Here is an 18,142-nt window from a genome sequence, read left to right on the forward strand (position 1 = left end):
GAAAAGAGGGAGGTTATCATGAGGATAAAATGCGAAGCAACAGGCAAAAGCCTGTTTGAGACAAAAGAGGAGGCTTGGCTATTTATCTTCTCCATTAAAAGACGTGTAAGGTACAAGATAAATGGCCGCCGCCGTAAACACCACATGGGAAAGCCGGCAATGAAAAGAACTTATCATTGTCCTTTCTGTGGAAAATACCACATCACCAAATGGAGTCTGGAACAATGGATGTCCAAACAGAAAACCAGAGAACGGGAATATCATGAAATCCGCTTTATTTCATTTGACGATAACATATTTAATCAATTTCGACGCTTAATGGAGCAATCCGGCAGCTAGACTGCCTCTTTAGTAAGTTTACAAGCAGATTAAATGTAAAAAATATAGATAGGTCATTTGCCAACGAAAGACTCACAGGAGTCCTTCGTTGGCAAATGAATAATAACTTTCTGTTGTTAGAATTAAATGATCCAACAGTATTATATCCATCAGCTTGGCAGCGTCTTTCAATCTTTCTGTAATCTTCAGATCAGCCGGACTTGGTGTAAGGTTTCCACTTGGATGTTAGTGAGCAGCTATTATTTTACATGCGTTACTTTTTAAGGCAACTGTAAGTAAAATACGAATATCTACAATAGTTCCGGTAGTGCCTCCTGTTGAACCGTGATACACTCCCAATACCCTGTTGGCATTGTTCATCAAAAGCATCTTAAAGGATTCCACCAGTTCCATTTCATCTTCGTTCCAGACAGTTCTAAAAAGCGCAAGTGCATCTTCTGCCATATTGATTTTAGGTCTTTGCGACGCTTTAATTTTGTTACGATAAGATAGTTGTACTTCTTGTAATGCAGACCAATGTGGCGGTTCATTTTCGTTAGTTGGGATTGTGTTGTAAGCTTTCATGATGTACTGTTTTGTGTAACAGCTACAAAAGCCTGTTCACCAGAAAAATGGCAGAACGTGGAATAGCGGAACGCAGTGAGCATATGCCGTCGAAAGCTGCCGGTTTTCCAAGGGGAACTGGCAGCTTAGTGAAACTAAAAACAGGACAAAAGCTTTACAATCCAAACGAATAAGGAACAGATAACGAAATGATGTTTCGGATACAACGATTCACCTACAATGAATTTACAAATTTGGCGACAATCATTAAAGTCTTAGGCGAGGTGTTTTTATATCGCAACTTTTGCTATTAATTCCTAAATTTTGCAGAATTTTCCTTTTTCCAACATATTTATAGATCGATATAAATGCATAACTTTACGATACCAGCTCATGTAAGAAGGTGCTAAGTTCTGTAAAATTGTAAAAGTGATTTTGAAGTTGATAGACCAACTGATAGACCAAAATAAAAAATCCCTTGATTTTCAAGGGATTACATTTAATTCTGCGGACCGGACGGGACTCGAACCCGCGACCTCCGCCGTGACAGGGCGGCATTCTAACCAACTGAACTACCGATCCAAATACTAGTGACTAGCACTATATTGTGGGCTGCAAATATATGGTGAAAAATAATTTAACCAAAAAAAGTAAGAACTATTTTTATTTTTTTCCTAATTCTATGACTTTACAATCTTTCAACTTATCTCCGTCAATGACAAATTTCATCAAAGTTTGTACTTGATGCCAGCCTTGTTTGCCTGCAGCTCCAGGATTGAAATGCATACATTGCAAAGCCTGATCGTACACTACTTTTAATATATGCGAATGTCCACTGATAAACAATCCAGGTTTTGTGACTTGCAACATTGCTTTCACTCCAGGTGCATATTTACCCGGATAACCACCAATGTGTTTCATGCAAACTTTCAGATTTTCTATTTCAAAAATATTGATTTCTGGAAATTCTTGTCGAATATCTTTTCCGTCAATATTACCATAGACTCCACGCAAAGGCTTGAAAGCTGCTAATTTTTCCGCCACATTATTTCCGCCAAAATCGCCGGCATGCCATATCTCATCGCAATCCTTAAAATGCTCGAAAACTTGCTCTGGTAGATAACCATGCGTATCAGACAATAATCCAATTTTCGTCACAGACTATTTATTTAAAGCGAGGTTACGTTGGATATATTTACCCAAAATATCAAATTCAATATTTACATGCGTTCCAATCTCTACTTGAGAAATACTCGTATAGTCATACGTGTAAGGAATGATGGCAACGGTAAAAGTATCTGTGCCTACATTAAACAAAGTCAAACTCGTACCATTAACAGAAATTGAACCTTTTTCAATTACTAAAGAAGCAAATTCTAAAGGAAAACGAAACGTAAATTCCACGCTTCCATTTTTTTCTGATTTATTAGTACAGACTGCCGTTGTGTCGACGTGTCCTTGAACGATGTGACCATCCAATCTTCCATTCATCTGCATACATCTTTCAAGATTGACTATAGTACCCGTTTTCCAATCATTCAGATTGGTTTTTTTCAAGGTTTCTTCGATTGCAGTGACACGATAAGAAGTTTCTTTGAGTTGATCCACAGTGAGGCAGACGCCTTGATGGCTGACACTTTGATCTATGGACAATTCTGGAGTTAATTTGGAGGATTCTATCCAAAAATGCTTGTTTGTACCTTCCACTTCGACACTTAATACCGCACCTGTGGATTCTATTATTCCTGTAAACATAATGCAAGTTAAATCTCTTTATTGAAATAAAAATGGCGGAAACAACTTGAAGTTATTTCCGCCACTATTCTATGTAATAGATTAGTTAATCATCAGATTCTACACCACATAAAACTTTCAATTCTACGTCTTTTTCTAAAGGCAGATCTTTATTTATTTTGAATACGATATGGTGTACTTTATTTTCTCCGGCTATATCCAAACTTTCATAATGTGTTTTGATCGCTAATTCTGCGGGGACTTGCAAGTCTTTGTACACATTGTCATTGGCTTCCAATAATTCCAATTGAAATAACTCAATCACTTTTAAGGTGAAATCATATAAATGTGGACTATCTGTCTTTAAATGAACGACTCCATCTTTTGCCAAAATTTGCTGATATAATCTCAAAAATCTTGGATGAGTAAGACGTTTTTTGATTTTTGAACCACGTAATTGAGGATCTGGGAAGGTAATCCAAATCTCTTTTACCTCACCTAATTCAAAATAATCATTGATTTTATCTATTTGCGAACGAAGAAACCCAACATTATTCAAACCTTCATCTATCGCAGTTTTTGCGCCACGCCAGATTCTATTTCCTTTTAAATCAACACCGATAAAATTGCGATCTGCATAAATCCTACCCAATCCCAAAGCATATTCGCCTTTTCCACAAGCTAATTCCAAGGTGATGGCATTTTCATTTTTGAAAAATGATTTCCAATTTCCCTTGATGTCTTTTGGATATTCCAATACATTGTCAAAAGTCTTGATCTCAGCAAACCTTTGTAATTTCTTTTGTCCCATACGGTTGCAAAGATAGACGCTACAAGCTTTAATCAACACATGAGAATGTAATTTTATCTATACAAAATCTAAATACTTGTATTGCGTTCCCAAAATCTTCCGGTCATCAGCACCAAGCCAATTATTCAAAATAGTTGCGTATACTTCCTTAAAATCAACCTGATATTTCAAATCTCCATTATCCAAATTAGTGAGATCTGGCATCGAATTAATCAAACCTTTCTTTTTCAATCCACCGCTAATCAAGAACATATTATTAGCTGTGCCATGATCGGTACCATTACTAGCATTTTGACCAACGCGTCTTCCAAACTCGGTAAATGTAAATATCAACACATCTTTGAATTTGTCATTCTTTTTCAAATCTTGTACAAATGCGCTCACTCCATCATTTAGTTGTCCAAATAATCGATTTTGCTGATCTTGTTGATTGACGTGTGTATCAAAACTACCCAAGCTCACATAATAGACTCTCGTATCGATATCGGAAAGTAGGAGAGATGCAATGGTTTTTAAATTGTTACCCAATTGTGTATTCGGATATGGATTTTTTGTTTTTCCAAGGTTTGCTTCTTTAAAAATATAATTCGCGCTATTAAGCGTTTCATTCATGGTTTTATAGAGATATTCTGCAGTTGCATGATGATGCTCTTCCTCATGAGATTGCAATAGTTTTTTGTAAAAAGGATCTTGGCTATTTTTATATAATTGACCCGGATTACGCACAGCAATTCCTTTTTGATCTAAACCTTTTAATGCTAAACTCAATACATCATCCACCTCAATTGCCTTCGTCGGAGTTAATCCTTCAGCATGATTGGCATCCAAATAACGACCAATCCATCCCGTCTGTAATACGGTTTGACTATCACTGCCCGTTTGCCAAATGTCCATGCTTCGAAAATGACTTCTATCAGGATCGGGATAACCTACACTGTTTAAAATTGCCAATTCACCATTAGAATACAGGTCATTAAACCCCTTTAAAGCTGGATGGAGAGCGACTTCATCAGTAATCTTATTTACTGCAGTTTCTTTAAATCCTATGATGGGTCTATTTTTATGGTAAATATCATTTTTTATTGGAATAACCGTGTTGAGTCCATCGTTACCACCAGAAAGTTGAATGATTACAACCGATTTATTTTCCAGATTTTCTATATGATTTTTGCCTATTGCTTTAACAAATTTGGGTAAAAAAAGTGCGGTGGATGCCATACTCGATATTTGTAAAAAATCTCTTCTTTTTAAAAACATAATGGATCATTTAAGTAATTAACAAAGTTGGTATTCTGGTGTACTCATGATTGCGACGATCATGGATTTGAGATAATCATCCTTAGAATTTTTCTTAATTTTCCTTTGAATTGTTTCCAATTTGAAATTTGACTTTTTATCTCCTAATAATAATAAAGTGACTAACTCAAATTCTTTTTCTTCCGAATCTATATTATTCAAAAACGAGTAGGCAGATAGATCGATATTTGCTTCAATATTGTTGCCCTTTCGTGGTACTTTTTTCGCTCGTCCCATCTGAATATCATCATCCGTTTTTGTATTTATTTGAATATTACGATCTTGTTCTATTAATTGTGGTATTTTGAGCCTTAGCATAAGCGTAGATGCATCTATCCAATTGGTACCGCCTGGCCAACCTGCCACATTAGGAGGATAAAAGGGTTGTTGTCCCAATGCATTATTAAATGTTAATAATTGATTAGGTGTAGTGATCGTCATCGGTAGATTTCTTTGAATGCCTACCAATAACTCCACAGGAGACTTAATGATTGCATCTCTATTTTTTTTACTATAAAACCATTGACTTGTAAAAATTTGCGTTAATAAAGAGCTGATATCATAATTGTTTGCATAAAATTGTTTGGCCAATTTTTGCACTTGAGCATTGTCAATTTCTGGATTGACGATGTATTTGTACAATTTTTTTGTAATGAAATATGCGGTCGTTTCGTCAGCGAGTAACATATTCAAAATGTCTTCCCCATTGAAATTTCCGGTCTTACCTCTAAATGCTTTTGCTCCATTATCGTGAACTTTTGCATTAAATCGGAAATTACCATCCTTGTCATATTCCCAACCTGTGAATGCACGTGCAGCTTCTTTAATATCCATCTCTGTATAATTACCTCTACCAAGTGTAAATAATTCCATAACTTCTCTGGCGAAATTTTCATTGGGATGCGCTTTTTTATTTTGCTGATTATTCAAAAAGTTAAGCATCGCTGCACTTTTACTTACGGCAAAAAGTAAATCTTTAAAGTTTCCCAATGCATTTTGACGAATATCATTCAGCATATTTTGTTGGAAATAAGCATTTTGCATACGACAAGCAAAATGTCCATGCCAAAATAAGGCTATTTTTTCTCTCAATTGATCTTGGCTATCGACCATTAACTGCATCCATTGCAATGTCAATTTTTTTAGCTCGTCTACATTTTCGGTGTTAATTGTTCGCCTTAATTCTGGCGTTAGTGGTTTCACTATACGAAAATCATTCAAATATTTCGCATCCACGCTTTCTGAAAGTGATCCAATTTTATTAAAGGCACTCTCATTTTGAAAAGCATTTTTAACTAATTGCATCTGATCCAATTGTTGCACCTCATCCCATCGCGTCGGAGTGAAGCCAAATGTGGCTCTATTGAGGAAAAAAATCTTGTTTGCAAGTTTATCATTTGCCATATACCAAGATTAAAAAATGAAAAATGAAGGGAAATTATACTTATAAATTTATCTAAAAATCATACCAAGCTACTGGTATGAATCTAGAAAATATGTTAAGTTTAATTTTGATGTAAATTTAATATTGCCAATATTCTATTTCAATGTTCATGAAAGGAAGTAAGTTTGCTTATTTGATGTAAATTTTCATTTTGCTGAAGGATAAAAACATATTGGTTACCGGAGCGACTGGATTAGTTGGAAGTGAATTGATCCGTCGATTATCACAATTGGGATATCGAGTAAATGCGTTGTTTCATCAATCCAAACCAATTGATTTGCCCAATGTAACTTGGAACTCATGTGATATTTTGGATGTAATCGAGTTAGAAGATATTATGCAAAATATCGACATCGTTTTTCATTGTGCTGCTTTGGTTTCTTTTGATCCTTCCAAAGCTAAAACAATTCATCAATTAAATGTCACCGGCACAGCTAATGTTGTGAACGCCGCAGTAGATGCTCATGTAAAGACATTCATTCATGTAAGTTCGGTTGCTGCGATTGGTAGTCTTGTTGATGGAAATATTTTGGAAAATGAAAAATGGGATCCTAAAGCTGGGCACAATGCTTATGCTAAATCTAAACGAGCAGCAGAGTTTGAAGTTTTGCGTGGACAAGCAGAGGGATTGAAAGTCCATATTGTCAACCCAACGATTATTTTGGGAAATGGAGATTGGAATAAAGGCTCTTCAGAATTATTCAAAAAAGTCTACAATGGTTTTCCCTATTACACAGAAGGCGTTCATGGTTTTGTAGATGTCGCCGATGTTGTCAATGTCATGATTTCTTTAATGAAAACAGATACAAAAAGTGGTGAAAGATATATTTTAAATGGCGCCAATATTAGTTACAAAAAACTGTTCGACTTAATTGCTGATAAATTTGGCGTAGCGAGGCCAAATAAAAAAGTTAGCAATTGGCAAGCTGCAATCATTTGGCGATTGGCATATATTAAAGCAAAACTAACAGGTACACATGCCATGCTTACTAAAGAAACCGCTCATACTGCGCAAGCTATTATCACTTATAATAATCACAAAATCTTGGAAGCATTACCAGATTTCCAATTCCAACCTATCGAGCAATCTATAGAAAGAATTTGTGGGGAATTTCGTCAGAAATATCAATTGAAAGCTTAACATTTTGTCACAAATGTGAATGTGAATAAAATCACAATATTTCTATCCATTTTGTTAAAATATGTAATAATTAGGGCATTTTTTTATTAAAAATGCAAAAATGGGCAGCAAAATTTCACAGTATTGAAACTAATTCTAGCATTTTTTCGTTAAATTTGTGAATATCTGTTTTTATCTATGTGAGATATTAACATTTGCGTGTATCGATTTCCGATATAATTCAAGATTTTATTCTACTTTTTAAAATTTGAAATACTAGTGAAAAAATATTTATTGGGGCTTCTCGTATTTTCAGCTAGCGTTGTTTCTTTTAAGAATGCATCAGCGAAAAGCGAGCTTCCAGGAGGTTCTACTTTTAAATCTTTGTTACCTCAAAAATTAGGTAATAATGCTTCAAATAGACAAGTAGATTCCATATATCAAAAAATGCATTTACAAGCATTTGGATTAAAGAAAGACATCTTCTATAACGCTTTCAAAGGTTTTGAATATTTGAAAAGCCGTGGGATGTTGGATAAAGATAATATCTTAACTATCGCAGACTATAGCCAAAGTAGCCACAATCGTAGGTTTTATGTCATTGACTTTGAAAAAGGTGAATTAGTATTTAATACCTACGTTTCTCATGGGAAAAATTCAGGTAGTGAATATGCCAACAGTTTTTCTAATAGTGATAATAGCAATAAAAGTTCTTGCGGATTCTTAGTTACTGGTGAGCCATATTCTGGTAGAGCTGGTCGAAGTCTTCATCTAAAAGGGGTAGAACCTGGCATCAATGATCATGTTTATCGCAGAAGTATTGTATTACATGGTAGTTATTATGTAAATTCTGAAAGAGCAGATGAAGGAACAATGATGGGACGCAGTTTAGGTTGTCCAGCAGTTCCTTACGGTGAACAATTTGCCATTATCAACTATATCAAAGGTGGCAGTTGCATGTTTATCGCCACAGAAGATACAAAATATCTCGCTACTTCTAAAATTTTGAATAGCGCATTTGAATCTGGAGATAGTAAAACCTTATTAGCAGAAAAAGAAAACGGAAAAGAAAGTAAAGGTTTATTGTAAATATAGTCTTTTCCCAAAAATATTGATTGCATCCATTTCTTCTTTAAATTTGAAGAAATGGATGTTTTTTTTGATAGAAATATTGTTTTTTTTGATGGCGTTTGTAATCTCTGTAGCGGAGCTGTTCAATTTTTATTGAAACGAGACAAAAAAGAATTTTTTAAATATAGCTCGCTTCAATCAGAATTTGCTCGAAAAAATTTACCCGAAAACCTGACCAATATGCAAAGCATTGTATATCAAGAAAATGGGCAATTATATACACAGTCTACAGCCGTTTTAAAAATAATGAAACATTTAAATGGAATATGGCCGATACTTTATATATTGATCCTCATTCCAAAGTTTATAAGAGACTTTATATATGATTATATTGCTAAAAATAGATACAAATGGTTTGGAAAAAAAGCTACGTGTATGATTCCTAATAAAAGGTACATTTCTCGTTTTTTAGAATAATTTTAAAATATTCATTACTTACTTGGTAAAGTATTTGTTTTAATGTCATCATTTATAATATGATACAATTTTTCAAAAGATTTTTCGGACTATTTACTTACGCGTATGCAGCCGTGTATTTGTTATCTTGTTTTAGTTTCTGTATATCACCAGCTAAGTTTTCTCCCATTGCTTTATTGGGATTGGGCTTTCCATATTTATTTATGGGAATGCTTTTTTTCATTGTGGTCAATCTGTATCGAAATCAATGGGTAGCATTAGTTTTATTGATCATTTTACTTCCTGGTTTGTATAATTTTTCCCATGTATTCGCTTTTCATCCAAAATCTTTTCAAGATCAAAAAGAAAAAGGCGTCTTACGTGTAATTACATGGAATGTAGAGGCTTTTGGTAAACACGATTTGCCCCAGGAAGAAAATTCTGAAGGAATTTTACAAACTATCAGAACCTACGATCCCGATGTTGTTTGTTTAGAAGAATGTCCACATCATATAAAAACCTATAAAGCATGGGAAAATATTTGCAAAGTCATGGATTCTTTGGGTTATAAAGGATCATATCAAGTCTCAGATAGCGCTCTTTGGGAAGGTAAAATGATTGATTTCAATTCAGGAGTAGGATTATTTACAAAAGATTCGCTTTTCAATAAATTTACCAAAAGAATTTTGGATCAAAATTATCATTATCAAAATTATATCTCTGGTGATATTATGTATCAACATAAACCAGTTAGATTAAAAGTTGGTCGTCTATCTTCTTTCAACCTATATGCAGACACTGTACACCAAGATAAAAGTATTTACGAAATAACCATGGACCGCAAGCGAATGGTGCAGCATCAACTGCGTTCTATCGAAAAATTACATCAAGAACAAATACAAATAATCCGAAATGATATTGACGCAAGTCCATATCCTGTAGTGTATTGTGGAGATATGAACTCTGTGCCTACGAGTTATAATTATTATCTTATACGTGGAAAAAATTTACAAGATGGGTTCCAAAAAGGCGGCTGGGGCATCGGTGCTACCTTCTACAATATCGTTCCAACTTTGCGTATAGATCTTTGCTTATCCGATTACAGTTTCAAAGTTTTGCAATCCAAAGTGATTAAAGTAACTTATTCCGATCATTATCCGTTGATAACAGACATGATTTGGAAGTAGTCACAGTTTTTTCCAATAATTGGTTTTAAATTTACCACATGGCGAAAACCATTTTACGTAAATTAACCAAACGATTTTTTTTTGATTCCGACCATTATTGCGTGCGGAATTTTTCTGGTTGGTTGTCTTTCGCCCTATTTGAATCCTAAATCTTGGTGGTGGATTGGTTTTTTAAGTTTATTGCAGCCTTATCTAATCGCTTTTATATTATTATCTTTTATATTTTGGTTGGCGGCAAAACCGATTTTGACAATTATTCCTATTGTTACGCTCCTTATCGGAATCAATCAAATAAAATCCATTTTTGCCTTCCGTAGTATTAAAAATTTTAATGTAGAAAAAGCGGATTCTTCTATTCGCATTGTTACTTGGAATGTCGGCAATTTGAATGGTTTGAGTTCGGATAATTATATCAAAAACCACAGCCGTTCAGAAATTGCATCTACAGTTTTGAATTTGGATCCAGATATTATTTGTTTGCAAGAGTTCAATCACTCCGTAACGCAAGGTCCAAATGCCAACAATATTGGCTTATTTGAAAAAAATTATCCCTTCCATTATTTTTCCAAAGACATCAATAAGCGTAATGGATTCTATCAAGCGGGAAGTATTATTTTTTCCAAATTACCCATTGTAGATTCTGGAAGATTTCAATATCCCAATCATATTAAGGAAAGTTTCATGTACGCCGATATCAAAGATGGAAAAGACACTTTTAGAATATATAACGTTCATCTTCAATCTTTTAAATTCAAGGATGACGACTATTCCAATTTTGAAAAAATAAAAAACACAGAGGAAAATCCGATTTCAGGAGGAAAATCAATTTTTTTCAAAATGAAAACAGCCTTTACACGTAGAGGAATACAAGCGGCGAAAGTGCGCGAAGAAACTGATAAATCTCCGTATCAAAATATTATCTGCGGTGACTTTAATGATGTCCCCGGCTCCTATGTATATATGCATATCCGCGGCTATCGCGATGATGCATTTTTACAAAAAAGTTTTGGCATCGGAAGGACCTATATTTCCCTGGCGCCAACACTTCGCATAGATTATATTTTACCTGACCAAAATTTCTCTGTAAATCAATTTGATATGATCGATGAAGGATTGAGCGATCATATTATGTTAGTTTCAGACTTGAGTATAAAAAAATAATATCTTCGCAGCGTGTAGATCGTGCTACACAACTGATATCGCAATAATATGTCACAATTAAAAGTTTACAATTCACTCACACGTGAAAAAGAAGTATTTGAGTCGATAACACCTGGACATGTGGGTATGTATGTGTGTGGACCGACTGTAAGTGGAGAGTCTCATCTCGGACATGCGCGTCCATTTATCACTTTTGATATCGTGTATCGTTATCTTTTATATTTAGGCAACAAAGTGAGATATGTGCGTAATATTACTGATGCTGGACATTTCGAAGAAGAGGGTAGAGCCGCAGAAGATAAAATCAGTAATAAAGCCATTTTGGAAAAATTAGAACCGATGGAATTGGTACAGAAATATACCAATCTTTTTCATTGGGGAATGAAAGCATTCAATACGTTGGATCCAAGTATCGAACCAACAGCAACAGGTCATATCATCGAGCAAATCAATATGATTGAAAAAATTATTGCTGACGGTTATGCATACGAAACAAATGGTTCCGTTTATTTTGATGTTGAAAAATACAATAAAGATTTTTCCAAAAAAGATATGCCTTATGGAATCTTAAGTGGAAGAATTTTGGACGAACAAGAAGCTTCCACACGTGACTTGGCAAATCAGGATGAAAAAAGAAATAAATCCGATTTTGCTTTGTGGAAAAATGCGCCGCCAGAGCATTTGATGCGTTGGACGAGTCCTTGGGGTGAAGGTTTTCCGGGCTGGCATATTGAATGTTCGGCTATGAGTACCAAATACTTGGGCGAAGAATTTGATATCCACGGTGGAGGTATGGATTTGCAATTTCCACATCATGAGTGCGAAATCGCACAGAGTGTTGTCAGCAATCACAAAATACCTGCACGCTATTGGTTACACAATAACATGATTACCATCAATGGAAAAAAGATGGGAAAAAGCTATAATAATGTCATCAAATTGACCGAATTATTTAGTGGAAATCATCCTATTTTGGAACAGGCCTATCATCCGATGGTGATTCGTTTTTTCATATTACAGACACATTATCGTTCCACATTGGACTTCAGTAATGAAGCGCTACAAGCATCCGAAAAAGGATTGAAAAGATTGTGGGAAGGATATGAAAGTTTGTTAAAATTAAATGACAATACGAATGAAATTGCAAGCGATTTGGTCTTGGATAAAAAATTAAACGCGCTTTTGGATGAACTAGATGAGTTTATGAATGATGATTTCAACACAGCAAAAGCTTTGGCTAATATGTTTGAAATTATTTCCATTTCCAATAGTATAAAAGATGGACATTTATCAGAAAATACCATCAGCGCTTCGACAATGCAATTATTAAAAACAAAAATGAAAGCATTTGTAGAAGGTATTTTCGGATTACAACCGATAACAGAAACCTCTTCGGACAAATTGGACGGCGCAATTCAGATTTTAATAGAAATGAGAAAAGAAGCCAAAGCCAATAAGGATTATATGACGAGCGACAAGATCAGAAATGAACTAGCGACACTCGGCATCATGATCAAAGATGAGAAAGGGGGTAATATGACGTATTCTTTCGCCTAAATATATAATGCACAAATAGAAAATGAAATCAACAGCTTTTACAGACAAACATATTGCCTTAGGTGCAAAAATGGCTGAATTTGCCGGTTACAACATGCCGATTAGTTATACGGGTATCAATGACGAGCATGCTGCTGTACGCAACAATGTAGGAATTTTTGACGTCAGTCACATGGGCGAATTTATTTTGAAAGGTCAATATGCTTTGGATTTAATCCAAAGAGTGACAACTAACGACGCATCCAAATTAACAGTTGGAAAAGCACAATACAGCAGCTTGACTAATTTAAATGGAGGATTGGTAGACGACTTGATCGTTTATTGCTTGAAAGAAGATGCGGAATATATGTTGGTAGTAAATGCTGCCAATATTGAAAAAGATTGGAACTGGATTAAAAGTCACAACACAAAGAATGTGGATATGGAAAATATCAGTGACAAAACAAGTTTACTTGCCATCCAAGGTCCGAATGCTTGCAAAATCTTACAACCATTGACAGATGTAGATTTGCAAAATTTAAAATATTACACTTTTGCTATCGGGACTTTTGCTGGTGTAGAAAATGTTATTATTAGCGCAACTGGTTATACTGGAGCAGGCGGTATTGAGATTTATTTTGAAAATAAAGGAGAGGATGCTACCAAGATTTGGGATAAAATATTCGAAATCGGAGCTCCTCAAGGTTTGAAACCAATTGGTCTAGGTGCACGTGATACTTTGCGTTTGGAAATGGGTTATTGTTTGTATGGCAATGATATTGACGATACAACAAGTCCATTGGAAGCTGGTTTGGGATGGATTACCAAATTGAAAAAAGAAACCCCATTCACCGCGCAAGATATTTTGGAAAAACAAAAAGCAACAGGTATTCCTAGAAAATTGATCGGATTTGAATTATTGGAAAGAGGTATTCCAAGACACGATTATCTTTTAGCTAATTTGGAAGGTAAAATCATCGGAAAAGTTACCAGTGGAACGATGGCGCCTTCTTTGAATAAAGCAATTGGTTTGGGTTATGTAATTTCCGAAAATGCAGCTGTAGGAGAGGAGATTGCCGTAATCATCAGAGACAAACAAGTAAAAGCAAAAATTGTAAAATTCCCTTTTGAATAAAATGTAGTTTTATAATTGAATCATAAGCGCTCGAGAATAACTCGGGCGCTTATGATTTTTAGAGTAAATTTGTGCTAATCTATTGAATATCATAATGAACAAATATTTTTCCGTACTTGTACTTTCCTTTGTTTTAGTTTCTTGTGGTAAGTATATCAAACAAGATGGTCACGCCTCTTATTATGCGGGCAAATTTATAGGTCGTAAAACTGCGAATGGTGAAACCTTTTCCAAACATAAAAAGACTGCAGCCAGCAAAACTTTACCATTTGGCACAATGGTGAAAGTGACTAATCTTTCCAATGGTAAAAGTGTGAAAGTTCGTATTAATGATCGTGGACCATTTGTAAAAGGCAGAGACATTGATCTTAGTTGGAAAGCTGCCAAAAAGATTGGTATGTTAGATCAAGGTGTTGCACCAGTAGAACTAAAATACAGAATACAGAAAAAATAAAACCTTTCTGAATCCGTTTAATAGAAAGGTAATTTCCCCTTAAGAAAAAGTATTTGAAAAAATTAGTTTTTACAGTCACCAATGAATTGAATTTTGACCAGAGAATGCAACGCATCTGTGGCACATTACAAGATAATGGCTATGATGTACTTCTAATTGGTCGTGAAAACAAAAAATCTCCTCAACTCTCTCCACAGATTTTTAAACAGAAAAGACTGCATTGTTTTTTCAATAAGGGATTTCTATTTTATGGAGAGTACAATATCCGTTTGTTTTTCTATTTAATGTCTATTAGAACCGATGTTTATTGTGCTATAGATTTGGATACTATTTTACCCGTTTACTTTGTTTCTATTTTCAAAAATACAAAACGGGTATACGACGCACATGAATATTTTACTGAACAAAAGGAAATCGTTACGCGTCCTTTGGTACATCGAGTGTGGTTAACTATAGAAAAATTTGCAGTCCCTAGATTTCCCAAAGGATATACGGTCAATCAATCACTTTCCCATTTTTTCTATCAAAAGTATAAAGTTGAATATAAAGTTGTCAGAAATCTTCCCAAATTTTATGCATTAGAAAAAGTAGAAAAAGAAGATTATATTATTTATCAAGGAGCTTTAAATGAAGGAAGAGGATTTGAAACATTAATACCAGCAATGCAATATGTAAATAAACCATTGCGTATATATGGAAAAGGAAATTTTGAAACTAAAGCTAAATATATTGTCAAAAATTTGGGTTTAGAAAATAAAGTCTTTTTTATGGGTAATATTGCTCCCGAAGCTTTGAATGAGGCAACTATTAAAGCTTTTGCAGGTATTATGATTGTAGAAAATACCGGACTAAGTTTGTACTATTCTTTAGCGAATAAATTTTTCGATTACATGATGGCAGAAATTCCACAGATATGTATTGGTTATCCAGAATATAGGACTATAAATGATCAATATAATTTTGCTTATTTGATTGATAATATTGAGATAAATACATTAACTAATAGTCTAAATAAACTATCTAATAATATTGAACTTTACAAGGAGTTAAAAGAAAATTGTAGTAATAGTAAAAAAGAATTAAACTGGGAAAAGGAATCTACTATACTTATCGATTTTTATAAAAATATGGATTCAAAATGAGCGAATTAAGATTTGCAATTATAGGCTTCGGAAATATAGGATCCAAGCATTACGAGCACATAATAAATAACCAAAATGCTCGATTAATTGCTGTTTGTGATATAGATGAAAGAAAAAAGGGGAAAATTCACCATCCAAATATTCTATTCTTTAATAATCTAACCAATATGTTAGACATAATAGAAATAGATATTCTATGCATCTGTACTCCCAATTATTTACACTATGAACATGCTATATTAGCATTAAATAGAAATAAACATGTAGTCATAGAAAAACCTATGGCATTAAAAAAAACAGATTGTGATAGTTTAATAGCACTTGCTAACGCGAAACAGAAGCAAATTTTTACCGTAATGCAAAACAGATTTTCAAGTACTATCCAATTTGTAAAAGAATTAATTTCAAATAATCATTTAGGTAAAATATATCAAATTCATGTAAATTGTTTTTGGAATAGAAATGAGAAATATTATAGTACAAGTAATTGGCGTGGAATAAAAGATAAAGATGGAGGCGTCTTATATACGCAATTCAGCCATTTTGTAGACTTACTTTACTATTTGCATGGAGATATTGAAATTTATAACTATGGAACTATAAAAAACTATAATCACGCTTATATAAATATAGAAGACAGTGGATCATTTATAATGACATCAAAAAAAGGAAGTATAATAAATTTTAATTATTCTACTTGTTCATTTAACGAAAATATGGAAAGCAGTTTTACCATTATTGCAGAATTCGGTTCTCTTAAAATAGGAGGCCAATATTGTAATACTATAGAATATTTAAACTTACAAGATAAAAATATTTTATATCCAAAACTTGAAAAAATATCTGCCAATGACTATGGAAATTATAAAGGTAGTGCTAATAATCACGATAAAGTTATTAATAACGTTATAAATGTACTACTAGCGAAAGAAACGATTATGTCCGATGCATTGGACGGAATGCATGTTGTAAATATAATAGAAAACATGTACAATATCGTACAACCATAACTATATGTTATTCGACATTATCATACCAACCTATAACAATCTGGAAGAACTAAAAAAATGTCTTTCTGGGCTTGAAAAACAAACTATAAATGATTTTATAGTGTGGGTATGTGTTGATGGTAGTACGGACGGTACTCAGCAATATCTTTACCATGCTAGTTATAATTTCAAATTTTCTGTATTAGAACATAAAGATTTTAAAAATCATGGACGTGCAGCAACACGTAATTTAGCATTGCCTTTTTTAGTTAGTGACAACATTGCTTTTTTAGATTCTGACTTAATTCCATATCCTGAATTTTTAGAAGCTCATTTGAAATATGTAACAAATGGTTTTATTTCTCTAGGTAAATTAAATTACAGTGATAGGCAAAATGTTTGGACACAATATGCAATGAGTCGTGGCAAAGGATTATATGAACATGATACTACTATTAATTATAAATACTTGGAAACAGGCAATGCAGCGATGCCCAAACTATATTTTTCCAAATGTGGAGGTTTCGATGAAAATTTTAAAAGCTATGGTGGCGAGGATAATGAACTAGCATTTTCTATCCATGAAAAATTTTCCTATAGTAAGACGATCACTAATCATTTAGCTATAACAAGTGGAACACTGGGTAAAAAATTATTGAATGCATTAGAAGAAAGGCGAAGTTTTGCAGAAACCAATCTTCCATATTTGATACAAAAACATCCCAATAATACAGATGTATTTAACTATAATTTTCTAAATTCTAGTTCGGGTAAATTTCTCTTTTCTTTTTTAAAAATTATTTCTTTTTATAAATTATCCTCGAAAGAAAAACTTATATCCAAATTACCTTTTCGAAATAAGCTCATTCATCTTTTAGTTTTTTATTTTATGTACGAAGGGCTACACCAAAAAAAATAGGAATGTTGAAAATTCAACATTCCTATTTTTTTAAATATGTATTCAACTATAACTTCTCCGCTACTACTTCTGCAACATTGCTATCCATAATAGCTCCTTTTTCTGTTTTCAAGATACGAGAAGGAAAATTTTCAATCACCATAAAATCATGTGTTGCCATAACTATTGCCGTTTGTGAATCCTTGCTAATAGACGTCAACAACTGCATGATTTCATTACTTGTACCAGGATCCAAATTTCCCGTAGGTTCATCTGCCAAAATCAATTTTGGTGAATTTAACAATGCACGTGCAATATCCACACGTTGTTGCTCTCCTCCAGACATTTCAAAAGGCATTTTGAAACTCTTACTTTTCAAACCTACTTTTTCCAAAACATCATTGATCTTATCATCCATCAACCCCTTGTCTTTCCAACCTGTCGCACGAAGTACGAATTTTAAATTTTCATAGACATTTCGGTCTGTCAACAAATTAAAATCCTGAAAAATAACGCCTAATTTTCTACGTAGAAAAGGAACTGTTTTCCAATCTAACGTACTAATATCAAAACCTGCAACTTGTACGTCACCCTCTTTTAAAGGCAACTCACCATATAAAGTTTTGAGCAAACTACTTTTTCCAGTTCCTGTTTTTCCCACCAAATACACAAACTCTCCTGCTTCAATGGTAAAATTTACATTCTGTAGTACCAAGTTTGCACCTTGATATATATTAGTGTTCTTAACGGATATTACTTGTTCTGCCATATTATGTCACATTGGTTATTCAAATATACTCGTAACTCGAGACTTATTTGGATAAAA

18 protein-coding genes, 1 tRNA gene and 1 pseudogene are annotated in these 18,142 nt (G+C 33.7%); 11 read left to right on the forward strand and 9 right to left on the reverse strand.

Annotation, left to right across the window (positions count from 1 at the left end; all coding sequences use genetic code 11):
- Positions 1-78 precede the first annotated feature (78 nt).
- The 8 genes and pseudogenes from E0W69_RS17370 to E0W69_RS17405 all read right to left on the reverse strand — a co-directional run bounded on the left by E0W69_RS17370 (position 79) and on the right by E0W69_RS17405 (position 6,127).
- Positions 79-264, reverse strand: a complete 186-nt coding sequence (locus E0W69_RS17370; protein ID WP_131331329.1) for a hypothetical protein — start codon at positions 262-264, stop codon at positions 79-81.
- 147 nt (positions 265-411) lie between these two features.
- Positions 412-903: pseudogene (locus E0W69_RS17375) on the reverse strand (JAB domain-containing protein).
- A gap of 487 nt (positions 904-1,390) precedes the next feature.
- Positions 1,391-1,464: transfer RNA gene (locus E0W69_RS17380), tRNA-Asp, on the reverse strand.
- A gap of 81 nt (positions 1,465-1,545) precedes the next feature.
- Positions 1,546-2,040: a metallophosphoesterase family protein gene (locus tag E0W69_RS17385; RefSeq protein ID WP_131331330.1), complete on the reverse strand. Its 495-nt coding sequence runs from the start codon at positions 2,038-2,040 to the stop codon at positions 1,546-1,548.
- Between the two features lie 3 nt (positions 2,041-2,043).
- On the reverse strand, positions 2,044-2,637 hold the full coding sequence (locus tag E0W69_RS17390) for a riboflavin synthase (protein ID WP_131331331.1): 594 nt from the start codon (positions 2,635-2,637) through the stop codon (positions 2,044-2,046).
- Positions 2,638-2,722: 85 nt separating this feature from the next.
- Positions 2,723-3,427 carry a tRNA (guanosine(46)-N7)-methyltransferase TrmB gene (gene trmB, locus E0W69_RS17395; RefSeq protein ID WP_131331332.1) on the reverse strand — a complete coding sequence of 235 codons (705 nt, stop codon included), beginning with the start codon at positions 3,425-3,427 and terminating at the stop codon, positions 2,723-2,725.
- A gap of 57 nt (positions 3,428-3,484) precedes the next feature.
- A complete protein-coding gene (locus E0W69_RS17400; RefSeq protein ID WP_131331333.1) occupies positions 3,485-4,684 on the reverse strand; it encodes a DUF1501 domain-containing protein in 1,200 nt (399 codons plus the stop codon).
- 18 nt (positions 4,685-4,702) lie between these two features.
- A complete protein-coding gene (locus tag E0W69_RS17405; RefSeq protein WP_131331334.1) occupies positions 4,703-6,127 on the reverse strand; it encodes a DUF1800 domain-containing protein in 1,425 nt (474 codons plus the stop codon).
- A gap of 191 nt (positions 6,128-6,318) precedes the next feature.
- On the opposite strand from E0W69_RS17405, the gene E0W69_RS17410 reads away from it, so the two are divergent.
- From E0W69_RS17410 to E0W69_RS17460, 11 genes are all read left to right on the forward strand, one after another.
- Entirely contained in the window at positions 6,319-7,308 is a 990-nt protein-coding gene (locus E0W69_RS17410; protein ID WP_191967898.1) for an NAD-dependent epimerase/dehydratase family protein, read from the forward strand.
- A 258-nt stretch (positions 7,309-7,566) separates the two neighbouring features.
- Positions 7,567-8,376: a murein L,D-transpeptidase catalytic domain family protein gene (locus E0W69_RS17415; RefSeq protein WP_131331336.1), complete on the forward strand. Its 810-nt coding sequence runs from the start codon at positions 7,567-7,569 to the stop codon at positions 8,374-8,376.
- A gap of 57 nt (positions 8,377-8,433) precedes the next feature.
- Positions 8,434-8,835, forward strand: a complete 402-nt coding sequence (locus E0W69_RS17420; RefSeq protein ID WP_131331337.1) for a thiol-disulfide oxidoreductase DCC family protein — start codon at positions 8,434-8,436, stop codon at positions 8,833-8,835.
- Between the two features lie 59 nt (positions 8,836-8,894).
- Complete coding sequence (locus tag E0W69_RS17425; protein WP_131331338.1) at positions 8,895-10,001, forward strand: endonuclease/exonuclease/phosphatase family protein; 1,107 nt, start codon at positions 8,895-8,897, stop codon at positions 9,999-10,001.
- Between the two features lie 81 nt (positions 10,002-10,082).
- Positions 10,083-11,162 carry an endonuclease/exonuclease/phosphatase family protein gene (locus E0W69_RS17430; RefSeq protein ID WP_131331339.1) on the forward strand — a complete coding sequence of 360 codons (1,080 nt, stop codon included), beginning with the start codon at positions 10,083-10,085 and terminating at the stop codon, positions 11,160-11,162.
- Between the two features lie 48 nt (positions 11,163-11,210).
- A complete protein-coding gene (gene cysS, locus E0W69_RS17435; RefSeq protein ID WP_131331340.1) occupies positions 11,211-12,719 on the forward strand; it encodes a cysteine--tRNA ligase in 1,509 nt (502 codons plus the stop codon).
- Positions 12,720-12,741: 22 nt separating this feature from the next.
- On the forward strand, positions 12,742-13,833 hold the full coding sequence (gcvT, locus tag E0W69_RS17440) for a glycine cleavage system aminomethyltransferase GcvT (RefSeq protein ID WP_131331341.1): 1,092 nt from the start codon (positions 12,742-12,744) through the stop codon (positions 13,831-13,833).
- A gap of 94 nt (positions 13,834-13,927) precedes the next feature.
- On the forward strand, positions 13,928-14,287 hold the full coding sequence (locus E0W69_RS17445) for a septal ring lytic transglycosylase RlpA family protein (RefSeq protein WP_131331342.1): 360 nt from the start codon (positions 13,928-13,930) through the stop codon (positions 14,285-14,287).
- Positions 14,288-14,340: 53 nt separating this feature from the next.
- Positions 14,341-15,429 (forward strand): glycosyltransferase, encoded by a 1,089-nt coding sequence (locus E0W69_RS17450; RefSeq protein WP_225321305.1) that lies wholly within the window; start codon positions 14,341-14,343, stop codon positions 15,427-15,429.
- Positions 15,426-16,439, forward strand: coding sequence for a Gfo/Idh/MocA family protein (locus E0W69_RS17455; RefSeq protein WP_131331343.1), 1,014 nt, complete (start codon positions 15,426-15,428; stop codon positions 16,437-16,439). The genes E0W69_RS17450 and E0W69_RS17455 overlap by 4 nt, the downstream gene beginning before the upstream one ends.
- A 4-nt stretch (positions 16,440-16,443) precedes the next feature.
- Positions 16,444-17,337: a glycosyltransferase family 2 protein gene (locus E0W69_RS17460; RefSeq protein WP_131331344.1), complete on the forward strand. Its 894-nt coding sequence runs from the start codon at positions 16,444-16,446 to the stop codon at positions 17,335-17,337.
- Positions 17,338-17,383: 46 nt separating this feature from the next.
- Here E0W69_RS17460 and E0W69_RS17465 read toward each other — a convergent pair whose 3' ends face one another.
- Positions 17,384-18,085 carry a cell division ATP-binding protein FtsE gene (locus tag E0W69_RS17465; protein WP_131331345.1) on the reverse strand — a complete coding sequence of 234 codons (702 nt, stop codon included), beginning with the start codon at positions 18,083-18,085 and terminating at the stop codon, positions 17,384-17,386.
- Between the last annotated feature and the right edge of the window lie 57 nt (positions 18,086-18,142).

The organism is Rhizosphaericola mali (assembly GCF_004337365.2).
Taxonomy (GTDB): Bacteria; Bacteroidota; Bacteroidia; order Chitinophagales; family Chitinophagaceae; genus Rhizosphaericola; species Rhizosphaericola mali.